This is a genomic window from Ideonella livida (assembly GCF_010499455.1).
Classification (GTDB): domain Bacteria; phylum Pseudomonadota; class Gammaproteobacteria; order Burkholderiales; family Burkholderiaceae_C; genus Ideonella; species Ideonella livida.
In genome coordinates this window covers 111,724-127,715 of record NZ_JAAGOH010000001.1, presented here as the reverse complement: position 1 = coordinate 127,715, position 15,992 = coordinate 111,724, and the positions used below count along the sequence as shown (strand labels likewise).

At 65.6% G+C, this 15,992-nt stretch carries 16 protein-coding genes; 11 read left to right on the top strand and 5 right to left on the bottom strand.

All coding sequences use genetic code 11. The features are described 5' to 3' along the window. Positions 1-26: 26 nt before the first annotated feature. Entirely contained in the window at positions 27-1,289 is a 1,263-nt protein-coding gene (locus tag G3A44_RS00570) for an RsmB/NOP family class I SAM-dependent RNA methyltransferase (protein WP_163455537.1), read from the top strand. Between the two features lie 129 nt (positions 1,290-1,418). Further along, on the top strand, positions 1,419-2,645 hold the full coding sequence (locus tag G3A44_RS00565; protein ID WP_163455536.1) for a DesA family fatty acid desaturase: 1,227 nt from the start codon (positions 1,419-1,421) through the stop codon (positions 2,643-2,645). Positions 2,646-2,869: 224 nt separating this feature from the next. Here G3A44_RS00565 and rpmG read toward each other — a convergent pair whose 3' ends face one another. The 3 genes from rpmG to trxB form a co-directional block, all read right to left on the bottom strand. Continuing rightward, positions 2,870-3,040, bottom strand: coding sequence for a 50S ribosomal protein L33 (gene rpmG, locus G3A44_RS00560; RefSeq protein ID WP_163455535.1), 171 nt, complete (start codon positions 3,038-3,040; stop codon positions 2,870-2,872). A 25-nt stretch (positions 3,041-3,065) separates the two neighbouring features. After that, positions 3,066-3,299: a 50S ribosomal protein L28 gene (gene rpmB, locus G3A44_RS00555; RefSeq protein WP_022979438.1), complete on the bottom strand. Its 234-nt coding sequence runs from the start codon at positions 3,297-3,299 to the stop codon at positions 3,066-3,068. A gap of 230 nt (positions 3,300-3,529) precedes the next feature. Continuing rightward, on the bottom strand, positions 3,530-4,492 hold the full coding sequence (trxB, locus tag G3A44_RS00550; protein WP_163455534.1) for a thioredoxin-disulfide reductase: 963 nt from the start codon (positions 4,490-4,492) through the stop codon (positions 3,530-3,532). 210 nt (positions 4,493-4,702) lie between these two features. Here trxB and G3A44_RS00545 point away from each other — a divergent pair, with 210 nt between their 5' ends. The 3 genes from G3A44_RS00545 (at position 4,703) to lolA (ending at position 8,498) form a co-directional block, all read left to right on the top strand. After that, positions 4,703-5,368: a Crp/Fnr family transcriptional regulator gene (locus tag G3A44_RS00545; protein ID WP_163455533.1), complete on the top strand. Its 666-nt coding sequence runs from the start codon at positions 4,703-4,705 to the stop codon at positions 5,366-5,368. A 108-nt stretch (positions 5,369-5,476) separates the two neighbouring features. Beyond that, the gene (locus G3A44_RS00540; protein ID WP_163455532.1) at positions 5,477-7,834 is read left to right on the top strand and encodes a DNA translocase FtsK; all 2,358 of its coding nucleotides are present in this window, start codon (positions 5,477-5,479) and stop codon (positions 7,832-7,834) included. A gap of 16 nt (positions 7,835-7,850) precedes the next feature. Next, complete coding sequence (lolA, locus tag G3A44_RS00535; protein ID WP_510587265.1) at positions 7,851-8,498, top strand: outer membrane lipoprotein periplasmic chaperone LolA; 648 nt, start codon at positions 7,851-7,853, stop codon at positions 8,496-8,498. Between the two features lie 79 nt (positions 8,499-8,577). Here lolA and G3A44_RS00530 read toward each other — a convergent pair whose 3' ends face one another. Further along, the gene (locus G3A44_RS00530) at positions 8,578-9,099 is read right to left on the bottom strand and encodes a chemotaxis protein CheW (protein ID WP_163455531.1); all 522 of its coding nucleotides are present in this window, start codon (positions 9,097-9,099) and stop codon (positions 8,578-8,580) included. Between the two features lie 133 nt (positions 9,100-9,232). On the opposite strand from G3A44_RS00530, the gene G3A44_RS00525 reads away from it, so the two are divergent. From G3A44_RS00525 to G3A44_RS00505, 5 genes are all read left to right on the top strand, one after another. Then, complete coding sequence (locus G3A44_RS00525) at positions 9,233-10,621, top strand: replication-associated recombination protein A (protein ID WP_163455808.1); 1,389 nt, start codon at positions 9,233-9,235, stop codon at positions 10,619-10,621. A 224-nt stretch (positions 10,622-10,845) separates the two neighbouring features. Continuing rightward, positions 10,846-11,775: a branched-chain amino acid ABC transporter permease gene (locus tag G3A44_RS00520; protein WP_163455530.1), complete on the top strand. Its 930-nt coding sequence runs from the start codon at positions 10,846-10,848 to the stop codon at positions 11,773-11,775. A gap of 18 nt (positions 11,776-11,793) precedes the next feature. Further along, complete coding sequence (locus tag G3A44_RS00515) at positions 11,794-12,894, top strand: ABC transporter permease subunit (protein ID WP_163455529.1); 1,101 nt, start codon at positions 11,794-11,796, stop codon at positions 12,892-12,894. 11 nt (positions 12,895-12,905) lie between these two features. Further along, positions 12,906-13,682: an ABC transporter ATP-binding protein gene (locus G3A44_RS00510; protein ID WP_163455528.1), complete on the top strand. Its 777-nt coding sequence runs from the start codon at positions 12,906-12,908 to the stop codon at positions 13,680-13,682. Positions 13,683-13,781: 99 nt separating this feature from the next. Next, on the top strand, positions 13,782-14,498 hold the full coding sequence (locus G3A44_RS00505) for an ABC transporter ATP-binding protein (protein ID WP_163455527.1): 717 nt from the start codon (positions 13,782-13,784) through the stop codon (positions 14,496-14,498). Positions 14,499-14,560: 62 nt separating this feature from the next. Here G3A44_RS00505 and G3A44_RS00500 read toward each other — a convergent pair whose 3' ends face one another. Beyond that, complete coding sequence (locus G3A44_RS00500) at positions 14,561-14,893, bottom strand: copper-binding protein (protein WP_163455526.1); 333 nt, start codon at positions 14,891-14,893, stop codon at positions 14,561-14,563. A 184-nt stretch (positions 14,894-15,077) separates the two neighbouring features. On the opposite strand from G3A44_RS00500, the gene argB reads away from it, so the two are divergent. Continuing rightward, the gene (argB, locus tag G3A44_RS00495; protein ID WP_163455525.1) at positions 15,078-15,986 is read left to right on the top strand and encodes an acetylglutamate kinase; all 909 of its coding nucleotides are present in this window, start codon (positions 15,078-15,080) and stop codon (positions 15,984-15,986) included. Positions 15,987-15,992: the final 6 nt, after the last annotated feature.

The window sequence follows — 15,992 nt, the reverse complement described above, 5'->3', positions numbered from 1 at the left end:
TGCCGCCTGCGGGGATAATCCAGGGGATGCATCCGAATGCCCTGCTGGACTTGACTACCGACCTGCTGAGACAGGTTCTGAAGCTTGAATCACCTGCCGACGCTGTCGTGTCGGCGTTCTTTCGCAAACACCGGTCCCTGGGTCCGCGCGAGCGCCACACCCTGGCTGAAACGACCTACACCGTACTGCGCCAGCGGTACCGCTGGTCCCACCTGGCCCAGAGTGGCAGCGGCGCCTTGGAGCGCCGGATGGCCATCCTGGCCTGGCAAGGCAGTGAGACCTTCCTGCGCAGTGCACTGGGACCGCACGAACAGGCGTGGCTGCAGGACGTGGCAGCCCTGGACCCTGCACGCTTGCCTGACAAGGCTCGCCACAACCTGCCCGATTGGCTGGCCAGCGCGCTGCGCCAGGAGATTGGGGATGACTTTTGGGCCTTGGTGGCGGCCATGGAGCAACCGGCTCCGCTGGACCTGCGTGTGAACCTGCTCAAGGCCCGCCGTGAGGAAGTGCTCCAGGCCCTGGCCGAGCAGTCTCTGCTGGCCGAGCCCACACCGTGGTCGCCCTGGGGGGTGCGCCTGCAAGGCAAGCCGGCCTTGCAGAAGATGCCGCTGTTTGAACAGGGTCATGTGGAGGTGCAGGATGAGGGCAGCCAGCTGCTGGCGGCCCTGCTGCAGCCTCGGCGCGGGGAAATGGTGGTCGATTTCTGCGCCGGCGCTGGGGGCAAGACCCTGGCCCTGGGGGCGGTGATGCGCAATACAGGTCGGCTCTACGCCTTTGATGTGTCAGGTCATCGGCTGGACGGCCTCAAGCCCCGCTTGGCGCGCAGCGGCTTGTCCAACGTGTATCCCGCACAGATTGCCCATGAGCGCGATGACCGCATCAAGCGCCTGTCGGGCAAGATCGACCGGGTGCTGGTGGATGCGCCGTGCTCTGGTTTGGGCACTCTGCGTCGCAACCCTGACCTGAAGTGGCGCCAATCGCCCGAAGCCTTGGCAGAGCTGCAGGTCAAGCAGACGGCCATCCTGGCCAGTGCCGCCCGCCTGCTCAAGCCCGGTGGTCGGTTGGTGTACGCCACCTGCAGCCTGCTGGCGCGGGAGAACGAGGACGTGGCAGCCGCCTTCTCGGCGGCACATCCCGGCTTCCAGCCCTTGTCGGCCGCCCAGGCCCTGCAGGCGGCCGGCGTGGAACGTGCCGATGAACTGGTCAGCGGCCCTTACCTGAAGACCCGGCCGCACCGCCATCACATGGATGGTTTTTTTGCGGCCGTCTGGGAACGCCAGGGCGGGTGATGGGATCTGCAGCGGGGGCTCAGGAAAGTCCCCGCCCGTCCCGAGGGGCTGCCCAAGGGACAATGACGACCCGGAATGCCGGTCCGAGCACGGCGATGGCATCCCGCTGGTCTTGCTTGAGGAATGGACATGAACTTCGTGGATGGCGCCGTGGCGGCGATGCTGGATTGGGCGGCGCATGGTCTGACCCGCTGGGCCTGGTGGCAGGTCCTGCTCTTCACGCTGGCGGTGACCCATGTGACCATCGCCGCCGTGACCATTTACCTGCACCGCAGCCAGGCGCATCGCTCTTTGGAGCTGGGGCCGGTCCCGTCCCACTTCTTCCGTTTCTGGCTGTGGTTGACCACCGGCATGGTGACCAAGCAGTGGGTCGCCATCCACCGCAAGCACCACGCCAAATGCGAGACCCCCGAAGATCCGCACAGCCCCCAGACGCGCGGGCTCAAGACCGTGATGTGGCGGGGGGCCGAGCTGTATCGGGCGGAGGCCAAAGTGGCCGAGACCATGGCCAAGTACGGCCACAACACGCCGGACGACTGGGTGGAGCGGCACGTATACGGCCCTCGCAGCGTGTGGGGCGTGAGCCTGATGATGGTGATCGACCTGCTGCTTTTCGGCGCCCTGGGCTTGGCGGTGTGGGCGATCCAGATGGTTTGGATTCCCTTCTGGGCGGCTGGCGTGGTCAACGGCATCGGCCACTTCTGGGGCTACCGCAATTTCGAGGCGGTGGATGCGTCCACCAATGTCTCTCCCTGGGGGGTGATCATTGGCGGCGAGGAGCTGCACAACAACCACCACACCTACCCGACCTCGGCCAAGTTCTCGATCCGCCCCTACGAGTTTGACATTGGCTGGGGCTATATCCGGGCATTGGAGCTGCTGGGGTGGGCCAAGGTGCGCAAGGTGGCGCCCCAGTGGAAGACGGGCCCGCTCAAGCCCCAGGCCGATGCCAAGACGCTGGAAGCCGTGATCACCCACCGCTACGAGGTGATGGCCCACTACGCCAAGGAGCTGCGCCGTGCCTGTGCGGCGGAGCTGGCCCGATTGAAGCAGCAGGGGGGGGCGGCCGGTGCCGTGTCTTGGAGCGACCTGCGTTTGGCGGAGCGCTGGCTGCACCGTGACCAAGACAAGATCCCCAGCGCGCTGCTGCCCCGCTTGCAGGTGGTGGTGGACGGTCTGCCGGCCCTGAATACCCTGGTGGCCATGCGTGAGGAGCTGCGGCAGGTGTGGACCCGCACCAATGTGTCGGCTGAGCAGTTGTTGGCAGACCTTCAGGACTGGTGTCGTCGTGCTGAGGCCAGCGGCATCGAGGCCTTGCGGCAGTTCTCGCTGGAGTTGAGGTCCGCCCGCGCCTGACCGACCAGGCGAGCCCGGTGGGCGGGTGTGGCCATGGAAGTGGCCACACCCTCCACCAGCGTCTCCCGGCATGGTCAAGGTAAGCGTGTGGACCCGCAAGACTGCAAATGAAAAAAGCCCCGTCACCTGTCGGTGCCGGGGCTTTTTCTCGGAGCCGGCATGTGCGTGCCGGCTTCAGACCCTTGGACAACCTGCCGTTCCATCGGGACGCGGCAGGCGTGTCATCACTTCAGCTTCACTTCCTTGTACAGGACGTGCTTGCGGGCCTTGGGGTCGAACTTCATGAATTCCAGCTTTTGGGGCGTGGTCTTCTTGTTCTTGGCCGTGGTGTAGAAGTGGCCGGTACCCGCGGTGGATTCCAGCTTGATCTTTTCGCGTCCGCCTTTGGATGCCATGGTGTCGCTCCTTCAGAGTCTGGGTTCAGGCCTGGCCGCGCGCGCGCAGGTCAGCCAGCACGGCGTCGATGCCCTTCTTGTCGATCAGGCGCAGGGCAGCATTGCTGATGCGCAGGCGAACCCAGCGGTTTTCGCTCTCGACCCAGAAACGACGGTATTGCAGGTTCGGGAGGAACCGGCGCTTGGTTTTGTTGTTGGCGTGGGAAACATTGTTCCCGACCATGGGCTTCTTGCCCGTGACTTCGCAGACGCGTGCCATGAGGACACTCCGATATGTCATCCGGCCAGGCACTTGACGGACTGGATTGTCCGCTGTCAGCCACCTGACCTCACCTCGCCAATAGGGTGGCGGTAACCCGTTCCTGCACGTGGAGCCCAGTTCCCGAAGAAGACTTGCCCCATGCAAATGACTCACATCCAAGCCAGCGGCTTGGCGATGGTCTGCACAAGAAAGCCCGCGATTCTAGCCTGAATCGCGGGTCAGGGCGCTCAATGGCCTTCCTGTTCCAGGAAACGCTGGGCATCCAGCGCGGCCATGCAGCCTGTGCCTGCCGAGGTGATGGCCTGGCGGTAGATGTGATCCTGCACATCGCCAGCGGCAAACACGCCGGGCACGCTGGTCATGGTGGCGAAGCCGGCTTGGCCGCCCCGGGTGACCAGATAGCCGTCCTTCATGTCGAGTTGGCCGTCGAAGATGCCTGTGTTGGGCTGGTGGCCGATGGCGATGAAGCAGCCCTTGAGCGTCACATCCAGGGTGTTGTCGTCCTGGGTGGAGCGCAGCCGAACGCCGGTGACACCGGTGGCGTCGCCCAGCACCTCATCCAGCGTGCGGTGCAGGTGCAGCACGATCTTGCCGGCAGCCACCTTTTCCATCAGCTTGTCGATCATGATGGCCTCGGCGCGGAACTTGTCGCGGCGGTGGACCAGATGGACCTTGTTGGCGATGTTGGAGAGGTAGAGGGCTTCCTCGACGGCGGTGTTGCCGCCACCCACCACGCAAACCTCTTCTCCGCGGTAGAAGAAGCCATCGCAGGTGGCGCAGGCGCTGACGCCGCGGCCGGCGAAGGCCTCTTCAGAGGGCAGACCCAGGTACTTGGCCGAGGCGCCAGTGGCGATGATCAGGCTGTCACAGGTGTAGGTGCCGGAGTCACCCTTAAGCGTGAAGGGGCGCTGTGACAGCTCGACGGTATGGATGTGGTCGAAGACGATCTGGGTGTTGAAGCGCTCGGCGTGCTGCTGGAAGCGTTGCATCAGCTCCGGGCCCTGAACGCCCATCACATCCGCCGGCCAGTTATCCACCTCGGTGGTCGTCATCAGTTGGCCGCCCTGTGCCATGCCGGTGATGAGCAGGGGCTTGAGGTTGGCGCGCGCGGCGTAGATGGCAGCGGTGAATCCGGCCGGGCCGGAGCCCAGGATGAGCACCTGAGCGTGCTGGGTGATGGTGGTGGACATGCGTCGCAAGCGGGAAAAGGGGGGATGCGGATCCCGGCGCCGAGGGCCTGTGGTGCCTGGTTCTGGCAGACGGCCGCGCGCGGAACCACGGGGAGGAGCCGCCTCAGGCTATGCTCGGAAATGAGGCGGATTTCACGCTTCATTCTACGAAGCCGTGCCATGCGGCGCCGCTAACCTGCTGGCAGACAAGTGGACCATAGGGGATAAGGGATGTCGATGCTTTCCAACCTCGAACTGATCCGGCGCGTGCCGTTGTTCTCCATGCTGACTGTGGAGCAGGCGCGTTCGGTGGCGGATTCGGTGGTCAAGCGGCGGTTCCGCCGCGCTGAGGTGGTGGTTGAGCAGGGCCAGAAGAGCAACGCGCTGTTCATCCTGCTCAACGGCCGGGCGCGGGTGCTGACTGCGGATGGGCGCGGTCGCGAGGTCATCCTGGCGGTGCTGGAGGCCGGGGACTATGTGGGCGAGATGAGCCTGATAGACGATCAGCCACACTCCGCCACCGTCCGCTGCGAAGTCCAAAGCGACATGTTGGTCCTGGGGCGCGCGGACTTTGCCCGGTGCCTGCCGGAGCCTGACAGCCTAGCCTTTGCTATCTTGCACGGACTGGTGGCGCGACTGCGCGCCGCGGACCGTCAAATTGAATCGCTTGCCCTCCTGGATGTTTATGGCCGGGTGGCCCGCACGCTGCTCGACATGGCCGAGGAGGTGGGGGGGGAGCGGGTGATCCGTGGCAAGGTGTCCCGTCAAGACATGGCCAAGATCGTCGGCGCTTCCCGGGAAATGGTGAGCCGGGTCATGAAGGATCTGGAGGAACGGGGTGTGATCGAGACGCTGGAGAGCGGAGCCGTCGTTCTCAAGGAGCGGCTGGCCGCCTGATCCTGATCTTGGCGGGACGGTTGCTCGGGTGACCGCCTGACCGGTGCGACGAGTCCACCGGCCGCTGTGAGGAGGCGGCATAGGGGCCGGCAAGTGGAGAATCGGGGCATGTCGCGAGGATCTGACGTTTCCTTCCTGCCCCTGCCCACGCCTGAGGAACTCTGGCGCTGGGGCCGTGCCTTGGCTTGGCTGGCGTTTTGCCTGGCTTGGGCCCTGGCGTTGGCCAGCCGCCATGCGGGGGATCCAGGTTTCTCCACCTCAGGCGATGGCTTGACCGTGCGCAACTGGTTGGGTCGGCCCGGTGCCCTGGCTGCCGACCTTTCCCTGGTGCTGCTGGGGCTGTCCGCCTGGTGGGTGGCGCTGCTGGCCTGCCGCCGTGCCTTTGGCCACCTGGCGGCGGCCCTGCGCACGCCGGCAGCGCCGCCCGTGGCCGCGACCGGTGCGCGGGGTGGCCGCGCTGCGCCACCGGCTCCTCCCGCCACCGAGGTGCAGCCTGCCTGGCGCTGGTGGCTGGGCTTGGTGGGTCTGCTGATGGCCAGCACCGGCCTGGAGTGGACCCGCATGTATGTGCTGGAGGCCGGTCTGCCCGGGCATGCCGGTGGGGTGCTGGGCTACCTGCTCGGGCCGCTGTCCATGCAGGTCCTGGGCTTTATGGGCTCTGGCCTGTTGTGGATTGTGCTGCTGGTGCTGGCGTTGCCCGCAGTGTTTGATTTCTCGTGGCTGCGACTTGCCGAGGGCTTGGGTGCTTGGGTGGAAGGGCTTCGGGAGCGTCGGGTAACCCACCTCGAGCATGTGGAGGACAAAAGGTTGGGTGAGGAGGCGGTGCGCGAGCGTGAGCGCGAGCTCGACCAAGTGCAGCAGCAGCGCCAAGAGCAGGCCTCGGTGCTGCCTCCCATCCTGATCGAGCCCCCGGTGCTGGTGGTCCCGAAGGCCGAGCGGCTGCAGCGCGACCGTCAAACCGAGCTGTTCGAGGTCGACGGTACGGGTCGCTTGCCGTCCATCGAGTTGCTGGATCCGCCGCCTGACCGCATGGAGGTCATCACCCCGGAGTCCCTGGAACTCACCAGCCGACTGATTGAGAAGAAGTTGGCTGACTTTGGCGTGCAGGTTCGCGTGGTCGCGGCGCAGCCCGGGCCGGTGATCACGCGGTATGAGATCGAGCCGGCCACCGGGGTCAAGGGGGCCCAGATCGTGGGCCTGGCCAAGGACTTGGCGCGCTCGCTGTCGCTGGTGTCCATCCGGGTGGTCGAGACCATCCCGGGCAAGAACCTGATGGCCTTGGAACTGCCCAATCCCCGCCGCCAGGTCATCCGGCTGGCCGAGATCCTCGGCTCGCAGGTCTACCACGATGCCAGTTCCCTGCTCACCATTGCCCTGGGCAAGGATATCGTCGGCGCGCCGGTGGTGGCCGACCTGGCCCGCATGCCGCACTGCCTGGTGGCGGGCACCACCGGCTCGGGCAAGTCGGTCGGCATCAATGGGATGATTCTGAGCCTGCTCTACAAGTCAGACCCTTCCCAGGTGCGGCTCATCTTGATCGATCCGAAGATGCTGGAGATGAGCGTCTACGAAGGCATCGGTCACTTGTTGTGCCCCGTGGTCACGGACATGAAGCAGGCGGCCAACGCGCTCAACTGGTGCGTGGCCGAGATGGAGCGCCGCTACAAGGTGATGAGCAAGCTGGGGGTCCGCGGTCTGGATGGCTATAACCGCAAGGTGGACGAGGCCAAGGTCCGCGGGGAATTGATCCCCAACCCCTTCAGCCTGACCCCGGAGTCACCGGAACCCCTGGACCATTTGCCGCACATCGTGGTGGTGATCGACGAGTTGGCCGATCTGATGATGGTGGTGGGCAAGAAGATCGAAGAGTTGATCGCCCGCCTGGCCCAGAAGGCCCGGGCATCGGGCATCCACCTGATTCTGGCCACCCAGCGACCCAGCGTGGACGTGATCACCGGCCTGATCAAGGCCAACATTCCCACCCGCCTGAGCTTTCAGGTCTCCAGCAAGGTGGACAGCCGCACCATCCTCGACCAGATGGGGGCAGAAGCCCTGCTGGGCATGGGCGACATGCTCTACCTGCCTGCAGGCTCTGGCATGCCCACTCGCGTCCACGGTGCCTTTGTCGGGGACGACGAAGTCCACCGCGTCGTGGCGGCCTTGAAGGCCTTGGGTGGTCCCAACTACGTCGAAGGCATCCTGGAGGGCGGGGTGCTGGAGGGTGAGGGAGAAGGGGGGGGCGATGGTGAGGGCGGGCTCTCCGGCGAGGCGGATCCCCTCTATGACCAAGCCGTGGCGGTCGTGCTGCAGCACCGCAAGGTTTCCATTTCGCTGGTCCAGCGCCATCTGCGCATCGGCTACAACCGCGCGGCCCGGCTGGTCGAGCAGATGGAGCAGTCTGGCCTGGTCTCCTCCATGGCCACCAATGGCAACCGCGAACTGCTGGTGCCCAAACGAGAAGAATGAGATGAACAACTCCTGCATGCCGAGCGCCGGCCGATTCCGGCGCCTGGTGTTTCCCCTCGCACTCGCCGTGGTGGGTGGGTTCCAACCGATGGCCGCGTGGGCCGATGCCGCGGACGCCTTGCGGGTCTTCGTCAAGGAGGTCAAGGCGGGTCAGAGCAGTTTCACCCAGACCGTGTACGCCCCCAATGGGACCAAGCCCAAGGTGTCCTCGGGCCGTTTCGAGTTCCAGCGTCCCAATCGCTTCCGGTTCAGCTATGTCAAACCGTATGTCCAGCTCATCGTGGGAGATGGTGTCAAAGTCTGGTTCCACGATCCGGACCTGAACCAGGTGACGGTGCGGCGGCTGGCGGAGGCGCTGGGGTCCACCCCGGCCGCCTTGCTGGCCTCAGGCGCGTCGTTGGACGATGACTTCGAGCTCAAGGCCCTTCCTGACCAGGGGGGGCTGCAGTGGGTGCAAGCCACGCCGCGGCAGCAAGGGGGCACCGTGCTCTGGCTGAAGGTGGGTTTCAGGCCTGGCGCACGCGTGCCGGCCACCTTCGAGATGGGCGACAGTTTTGGGCAGCGCTCCGTACTCAGCCTTCCTGATCTGCGCGAGGAGTCCTCTCTGCCTGCGGCCACTTTCCGCTTCACGCCCCCTGCGGGCGCGGACATCAGCGAGCAATGAGGCCTTGGCCCGCCACGGTGGCGGGCACGCCGGGCGGCGGGCTTGACGCGAGCACTGCCGCCGGGACCGTCCGCGGGCGTCAGAAGCCGCTGTCGACCAGACCCATGTCAGGGGAGGTCATCATCTGTTCAATGTCCAGCAGGATGAGCAGGCGTTCCTCCTGGCCGTTCTTGATGGTGCCCAGGCCGGTGATGTAGCCGGCGTCGATGACCCCATGGAATTCTGGTGCCGGCTTGATGACCTCTGGCGCCAGTTCCAGCACGTCGCTCACCGAATCGACGACCACGCCGACGGTCCGGTGTGCGACGTTGAGGATGATGACCACCGTGAAGGCGTTGTACTGCACGTCCGACAGGTCGAACCGGATCCGCATGTCCACGATGGGCACGATCACGCCGCGCAGGTTGACCACTCCCTTGATGAAGGAGGGGGCGTTGGCGATGCGGGTGGGCGGCTCGTAGCCGCGGATCTCCTGCACCTTGAGGATGTCGATGCCGTACTCCTCGGCACCGAGCTTGAAGGAGAGGTATTCGCGCGGCGGCGCCGGCTGGCGCTCCGCCTGTCCGAGTGCACGCTGTTCCAGGGCCGTGCTGGCGCTCATGGGGGACTCCTGTGGGTTCTTCCGCCTGAAAAGATGGCCTGAAGTGTGGGGCAGGGCCGCCGGCCGGAAGCCCGGATTTGCCGGGCGCCGGGCGGGCAATTCGTGCGGGTTCCCTGGCGGGGACAATGGGCGCATGTCTCAGCAGAACAGCCTGTTTGGCGCTGAAGAGGCGCCTGCGCCTCCCTCTGGCGGGGTGTCTGCCCCAGCCGCTGTCATCTCCAGCCCCAGCCCGGCTGCTGCACCGCTCGGCATGCCGCTGGCTGAGCGGCTGCGGCCCGCCCATTGGCAGGACGTCATTGGACAGCGCCACCTGCTGGGGCCAGGCAAGCCGTTGCGGCTGGCGCTGGAACGTGGCCGGCCCCATTCGATGATCCTGTGGGGGCCTCCTGGCGTCGGCAAGACCACGCTGGCCAGGCTGGTGGCGCAGACGGTGCGGGCCGACTTCATCGTCTTGTCTGCGGTGCTGGCCGGCGTCAAGGAGATTCGTGAGGCGGTGCAGCGGGCACAGGTCAGCCAGCAGGCGGGGCGCGCCACCCTGGTCTTCGTCGACGAGGTCCATCGCTTCAACAAGTCGCAGCAGGACGCTTTTCTGCCCCATGTTGAGTCGGGGCTCTTCGTCTTCATCGGCGCCACCACCGAAAACCCCGCCTTCGAGGTCAATTCGGCGCTGCTCTCGCGTGCCACGGTGCACGTGTTGCGCGGCTTGGAGGCAGAGGACCTGCAGCAGTTGGTGGCCAGGGCGTGTCAGGCGCTGGGTCAGCCGGCATGGCCCGAAGAGGCTGTGGCCCGCCTGGTTGACCATGCCGACGGCGATGCCCGGCGGCTGCTCAATGCCGTCGAGCGCGTCGCCGAGGTGGCGGAAGCCTCGGGCCAGCCGCTCTCCGGCGTGCTGGTGGATCAGGTGCTGGGCGACCGCCTGCGCCGGTTCGACAAGGGCGGGGATCAGTTCTATGACCTGATCTCAGCCTTGCACAAGTCGATCCGGGGTTCCGATCCTGATGCCTCGCTCTATTGGTTGGCGCGGATGCTTGATGGCGGCGCAGACCCCCTCTACCTGGCGCGGCGGCTGGTGCGCATCGCCAGCGAGGACATCGGCAATGCCGATCCCCGGGCCCTGCCGCTTTGCCTCGCGGCGGCCCAGACGCAAGAGCGGTTGGGCAGCCCGGAGGGCGAGCTGGCGCTGGCCCAGGCCGTGGCCTACCTGGCGGTGGCCCCCAAGTCCAACGCCGTCTACCTGGCCTGGAAGGCCGCGCAGGCGATGGTCAAGGCGGCCGGTACGGCGCCTGTGCCGGATCATCTGCGCAATGCGCCGACCGGACTGGCGCGCCAGCTCGGGCATGGTCAGGGCTATCGCTATCCCCATGACGAGCCAGACGGGTTCGCGCCCGGCGTCTCGTATTGGCCTGACGGAATGTCGTCTGCGTCCCTCTACCAGCCGGTCGACCGGGGCCTGGAGTTGCGTATTCGGGAGAAGCTCGATCGCCTGCGTGAGTTGGATGTGGCCTGGAGGGATCGTTCTTAAATCTGTCAAATGGTGGAGAAAAATCAAGAATGAGTCATGAGTTCTTGATTTTTATTCGATTGAGGTGGATTTTTGGTGGTTCTATGCGGGTTGCCACCTTGGCGGGCACGTGCCGGGCAGCTCACACTTGGTGGTATGGCGGGAATCTTGCATAGGTTCCCGCTCGTGACGGGGCGGCGACGCCGCACCGCGTTCCCGAGTGACCAGTTTGGAGTCAACCCTCAATGGACATCTTCGTGCAACAGATCATCAACGGTCTGGTGCTGGGCAGCATGTATGCGCTCGTGGCACTGGGCTACACGATGGTCTACGGCATCATCAGCCTCATCAACTTCGCGCACGGCGAGGTGCTGATGGTCGGCGCCATGGTCAGCTGGACCGTGGTTACCTTCCTGCAGGACTCCGGGCTCCCGGGCTGGGTGTCCCTGCTGATTTCGCTGGTGGCGGCCATCGTGGTGTGTTCATTGCTGAACTTCACCATCGAGCGCATTGCCTACAAGCCCTTGCGCAGTGCACCGCGCCTGTCGCCGCTGATCACCGCCATGGGCATGAGCCTGCTGCTGCAGACCCTGGCCATGATCATCTGGAAGCCCAACCCCAAGCCGTTCCCCGCCGTGCTGCCGATGGAGGTGTTCTTCCTCTGGGAGGATGGCCCCGTGATCACGCTCACGCAGATCATCATCCTGATCACCACGGTGGTGGTGCTGGGGTTGCTGCTGTGGCTGGTCAACAAGACCCGGCTGGGCCGCGCCATGCGTGCCACCGCGGAAAACCCGAAGGTGGCCAGCCTGATGGGTGTGCGTCCTGACCACATCATCTCCGCCACCTTCATCATCGGTGCCGCGCTGGCGGCCATCGCTGGGGTGATGTGGGCGGCCAATTACGGCACCGTGCAGCATTCCATGGGTTTCCTGCCCGGCCTCAAAGCCTTCACGGCCGCCGTGTTCGGTGGCATCGGCAACCTGACCGGCGCCATGGTGGGTGGGGTCCTGCTGGGTCTGATCGAGTCCCTGGGCGGTGGCTACCTGGGTGAACTGACCGGTGGAGTCTTTGGCAGCCACTACGTCGAGATCCTGGCCTTCCTGGTCTTGATCTTGGTGCTGACCCTGCGCCCGAGCGGCCTGATGGGTGAACGCGTGGCGGACCGCGCCTGACCTGAGGAATCACTTGTCATGGACAACCTGAGCAAACAGGCCAAGCTGGCCGTCTTCCTTCTTGCGGCGGCTGCCCTGCTGGCGCTGCCGCTGTTCGCCGCGCAGTTCGGCCAGGGTTGGGTGCGCATCATGGCGTTGGCCCTGCTTTACGTGCTGCTGTCCCTGGGGCTGAACATCGTGGTGGGCTATGCCGGCCTGCTGGACCTGGGCTACGTCGCTTTCTACGCGGTGGGCGCCTACATGTACGCCTTGCTGGCGTCGCCGCACCTCACCACCAACTTCGAGTGGATCGCGGCCGCCTTTCCCGATGGCTTGCATGTGCCGATCTGGCTGGTCATCCCCTTGGCGGCCGGCTTGGCTGGCTTGGCGGGTATGTTGCTGGGCGCCCCGACGCTCAAGCTGCGCGGTGACTACCTGGCTATCGTGACGCTGGGCTTCGGCGAGATCATCCGGGTGTTCATGAACAACCTGGAGCACCCGATCAACCTGACCAACGGCCCGCGTGGCATCAGCCAGATCGAGCCCATGACGCTGTTCGGCTTCGACTTTGGCCAGCCCCTGCACATCTTTGGCATCGCCCTGCCGAGCGTGACGCAGTACTACTACCTGTTCCTGCTGCTGGTGGTCATCTCGGTGGTGCTGTGCCACCGCCTGGCCGATTCCCGGGTCGGCCGCGCCTGGATGGCCATCCGCGAGGATGAGATCGCTGCCAAGGCGATGGGCCTGAACACCCGCAACCTGAAGCTGGCCGCCTTTGGCATGGGGGCCACCTTCGGCGGCGTGTCCGGTGCCATGTTCGCGTCCTTCCAAGGCTTTGTCTCGCCGGAGTCCTTCACCCTGATGGAGTCGGTCATGATCGTCGCCATGGTGGTGCTGGGCGGTCTGGGACACCTGCCCGGCGTCATCCTGGGCGCCATCATGCTGGCTGCCCTGCCGGAAGTGCTGCGTTACATGGCGGGTCCGCTGCAGCAATTGACCGACGGCCGCCTGGACGCAGCCATCCTGCGACAGCTCCTCATTGCCCTGGCCATGATCTCCATCATGCTGTTGCGCCCACGTGGCCTGTGGCCCGCGCCTGAGCATGGCAAGGCCGCTCCTCAACCCGTCAAGGTCTCCTGAAGCCACCTCCCATGAGCGAAACCGTGTTGAAAGTCCAGGGCGTTTCCAAGCGCTTTGGCGGACTGCAGGCCCTCTCCGAGGTGGGCATCACCATCGGCAAGGGCCAGGTGTACGGCCTGATCGGACCCAACGGGGCCGGCAAGACCACCTTCTTCAACGTCATCACGGGGCTTTACACCCCGGATGGGGGCACCTTCGAGCTGGGCGGTGCGCCGTACCAGCCCACCACGGTGCATGAGGTCGCCAAGGCTGGCATCGCCCGCACCTTCCAGAACATCCGGCTGTTTGCCGAGATGACCGCGCTGGAGAACGTGATGGTCGGTCGCCATGTCCGCACCCAGTCCGGCATCCTGGGGGCCATCCTGCGCACTGGCAGCTTCAAGGCCGAGGAAGAGGCCATCCGGGTCCGGGCCCGGGAGCTGCTGGACTATGTGGGCATCGGCGCCTATGCCGACTTCAAGGCGCGGACCTTGAGCTACGGCGACCAGCGGCGCCTGGAGATCGCGCGTGCGCTGGCCACCGATCCGCGGCTGATCGCGCTGGACGAGCCGGCGGCCGGCATGAACGCCACCGAGAAGGTGGTGCTGCGCGAACTGATCGACCGCATCCGCAAGGACGGCCGCACCATCCTCCTGATCGAGCACGATGTGAAGCTGGTCATGGGCCTGTGCGACCGCGTCACCGTGCTGGACTACGGCAAGCAGATCGCTGAAGGCACGCCGGCCGAAGTCCAGAGCAACGAGAAGGTGATCGAGGCCTATCTGGGCGCGGGTCACAAGCCGCACTGAACGCCTGCCGTCGGCCTCTGTGTCGACGGCCCATGCATACGCCGTGCTGGCTCCGCAGGCCGGCGCCGGCGTCTGCCGATGCAAGAAGGACATACGAGCATGAGCAATCAACCCCTGCTGGAGATCCAGGGCCTGAAGGTGGCCTACGGGGGCATCCAGGCCGTCAAGGGCGCCACGCTGGAGGTGCGCCAGGGCGAGCTGGTCAGCCTGATCGGCGCCAACGGTGCCGGCAAGACCACCACTCTTAAGGCTGTCACGGGCCTGCAGCCCATCGCAGCAGGTGACGTGCGTTACCTGGGTGAATCCATCCGCGGGCAGGGCGCCTGGGACCTGGCCCGCAAGGGGCTGGTCATGGTGCCCGAAGGCCGGGGCACCTTCACCCGCATGACCATCGTCGAGAACCTGATGATGGGTGCCTACAACCGGCGTGATGACGAGGTTCAGGCCGACATCGACAAGATCTTCGGCATCTTCCCGCGCCTCAAGGAGCGTGCCGAGCAACTCGCGGGCACCATGTCCGGCGGTGAGCAGCAGATGCTGGCCATGGGTCGCGCCCTGATGGCCAAGCCCAAGGTGTTGCTGCTCGATGAGCCCTCCATGGGCCTGTCCCCCATCATGGTGGACAAGATCTTTGAGGTGATCGAAACCATCCATGGCCAAGGCACCACCATCCTGCTGGTCGAGCAGAACGCCAGCCGTGCGTTGGCGCTGGCCAATCGGGGTTACGTCATGGACTCTGGCGAGATCACCATGGAAGGTCCGGGCGCCCAGCTGCTTGACGACCCGCAGGTCCGCGCCGCCTACCTGGGTCACTGAGCCGACAGGTGCGGCCACCACACGGTGGGCCGCGGCTTGGGTGGCCGCCCCGGCAGGGGCAGTCAGTGGCGCGACTTTTGCAGCCGGGTGATCACGAAGGTGCCCTCCACCTTCTCCACCCTGAATTCCACCAGATCGCCCACGTTCAGGCCTTGCATCAGGCTGGGCGGGCTCACCCGGAACGTCAGTGCCATGGGCGGCACGTCCAGATGGACGAGACCGCCATGGCGAATCGTGATCCGTCCAGCGCCGGGATCCAGGCGGCGGACCTCGCCATCACCCTCGTCGGACGCCGGCTCTGCCGCGTGAGCCGGGAATGCGCCCATGCCCAGGCAGGCCGCGGCCAGCAGCAGGGCGGATGTCGGCGGGTGGCGGCGTTCGGCAGAGGTGGGCATGAAGCAGGGTGGGGGTGGCAGGGGCTGGCGACGGCCGGCGCATGTGACCGGGCTGGCGTGGCACATGGGACACATGGTTGCGCGCGCTACCGAGCTGGCCGGATTCTGCACAGGCAAAGTCGGTCGGTATCACGGTTTCCCTAGAATGTCGGGCCGCTCCAAGTTCCTCTCAGACTAACCCACCATGAGCCATTCCACTGCACCTGTTTCCGTTGATCACATCCTGCCCCGGGAAAAGGCGGAGATCCTGGCCCAGGCCTTGCCGTACATCCGCAAGTACCACGGCAAGACGCTCGTGGTGAAGTACGGCGGCAACGCGATGACCGACCCGGAACTGCAGCAGGACTTCGCCGAGGACATCGTGCTGCTCAAGCTGGTGGGCATGAACCCTGTGGTGGTCCATGGTGGCGGCCCCCAGATCGATGATGCGCTGAACCGCCTGGGCAAGAAGGGCACCTTCATCCAGGGCATGCGGGTCACCGATGAGGAGACCATGGAGGTCGTGGAGTGGGTCCTGGGTGGGGAAGTCCAACAGGACATCGTGGGCCGCATCAACGCCGCCGGTGGCAAGGCCGTCGGCCTGACCGGCCGCGACGGCGCCATGATCCGTGCCCGCAAGCTGCGCATGCTCGACAAGGACGATCCGAGCAAGGAGCACGACATCGGCCAGGTCGGCGAGATCGAGTCCATCGACCCCAGCGTCGTCCGCGCGCTGCAGGAGGATGCCTTCATCCCCGTGATCAGCCCGATCGGCTTTGGCGTCGATAACGAGAGCTACAACATCAACGCCGATGTGGTGGCGGCCAAGCTCGCCACGGTGCTCAAGGCCGAGAAGCTCCTCATGCTCACCAATATCAGCGGCGTGCTGGACAAGTCGGGGCAACTGCTGACCGACCTCACCGCACGCCGCATCGACGAACTGTTTGCTGACGGCACCATCAGTGGCGGCATGCTGCCCAAGATTGCGGGTGCGCTGGACGCGGCCAAGAGCGGCGTCAATGCGGTGCACATCATCGATGGCCGTGTTCCGCACGCCTTGTTGCTGGAGGTCCTGACCGATCAGGCCTTCGGCACCATGATCCGCTCGCACTGACGGCTC

What these genes read in the sequence shown, in the direction of transcription:
- trxB (WP_163455534.1), bottom strand. Translation starts at nt 4,492, where the DNA reads ATGTCCACCACCATCACCCAGCACGCTCAGGTGCTCATCCTGGGCTCC.
- G3A44_RS00500 (WP_163455526.1), bottom strand. Translation starts at nt 14,893, where the DNA reads ATGCCCACCTCTGCCGAACGCCGCCACCCGCCGACATCCGCCCTGCTG.
- G3A44_RS00530 (WP_163455531.1), bottom strand. Translation starts at nt 9,099, where the DNA reads ATGAGCGCCAGCACGGCCCTGGAACAGCGTGCACTCGGACAGGCGGAG.
- argB (WP_163455525.1), top strand. Translation starts at nt 15,078, where the DNA reads ATGAGCCATTCCACTGCACCTGTTTCCGTTGATCACATCCTGCCCCGG.
- G3A44_RS00520 (WP_163455530.1), top strand. Translation starts at nt 10,846, where the DNA reads ATGGACATCTTCGTGCAACAGATCATCAACGGTCTGGTGCTGGGCAGC.
- G3A44_RS00565 (WP_163455536.1), top strand. Translation starts at nt 1,419, where the DNA reads ATGAACTTCGTGGATGGCGCCGTGGCGGCGATGCTGGATTGGGCGGCG.
- G3A44_RS00515 (WP_163455529.1), top strand. Translation starts at nt 11,794, where the DNA reads ATGGACAACCTGAGCAAACAGGCCAAGCTGGCCGTCTTCCTTCTTGCG.
- G3A44_RS00525 (WP_163455808.1), top strand. Translation starts at nt 9,233, where the DNA reads ATGTCTCAGCAGAACAGCCTGTTTGGCGCTGAAGAGGCGCCTGCGCCT.
- rpmG (WP_163455535.1), bottom strand. Translation starts at nt 3,040, where the DNA reads ATGGCATCCAAAGGCGGACGCGAAAAGATCAAGCTGGAATCCACCGCG.
- G3A44_RS00545 (WP_163455533.1), top strand. Translation starts at nt 4,703, where the DNA reads ATGTCGATGCTTTCCAACCTCGAACTGATCCGGCGCGTGCCGTTGTTC.
- G3A44_RS00505 (WP_163455527.1), top strand. Translation starts at nt 13,782, where the DNA reads ATGAGCAATCAACCCCTGCTGGAGATCCAGGGCCTGAAGGTGGCCTAC.
- G3A44_RS00570 (WP_163455537.1), top strand. Translation starts at nt 27, where the DNA reads ATGCATCCGAATGCCCTGCTGGACTTGACTACCGACCTGCTGAGACAG.
- lolA (WP_510587265.1), top strand. Translation starts at nt 7,851, where the DNA reads ATGCCGAGCGCCGGCCGATTCCGGCGCCTGGTGTTTCCCCTCGCACTC.
- G3A44_RS00540 (WP_163455532.1), top strand. Translation starts at nt 5,477, where the DNA reads ATGTCGCGAGGATCTGACGTTTCCTTCCTGCCCCTGCCCACGCCTGAG.
- rpmB (WP_022979438.1), bottom strand. Translation starts at nt 3,299, where the DNA reads ATGGCACGCGTCTGCGAAGTCACGGGCAAGAAGCCCATGGTCGGGAAC.
- G3A44_RS00510 (WP_163455528.1), top strand. Translation starts at nt 12,906, where the DNA reads ATGAGCGAAACCGTGTTGAAAGTCCAGGGCGTTTCCAAGCGCTTTGGC.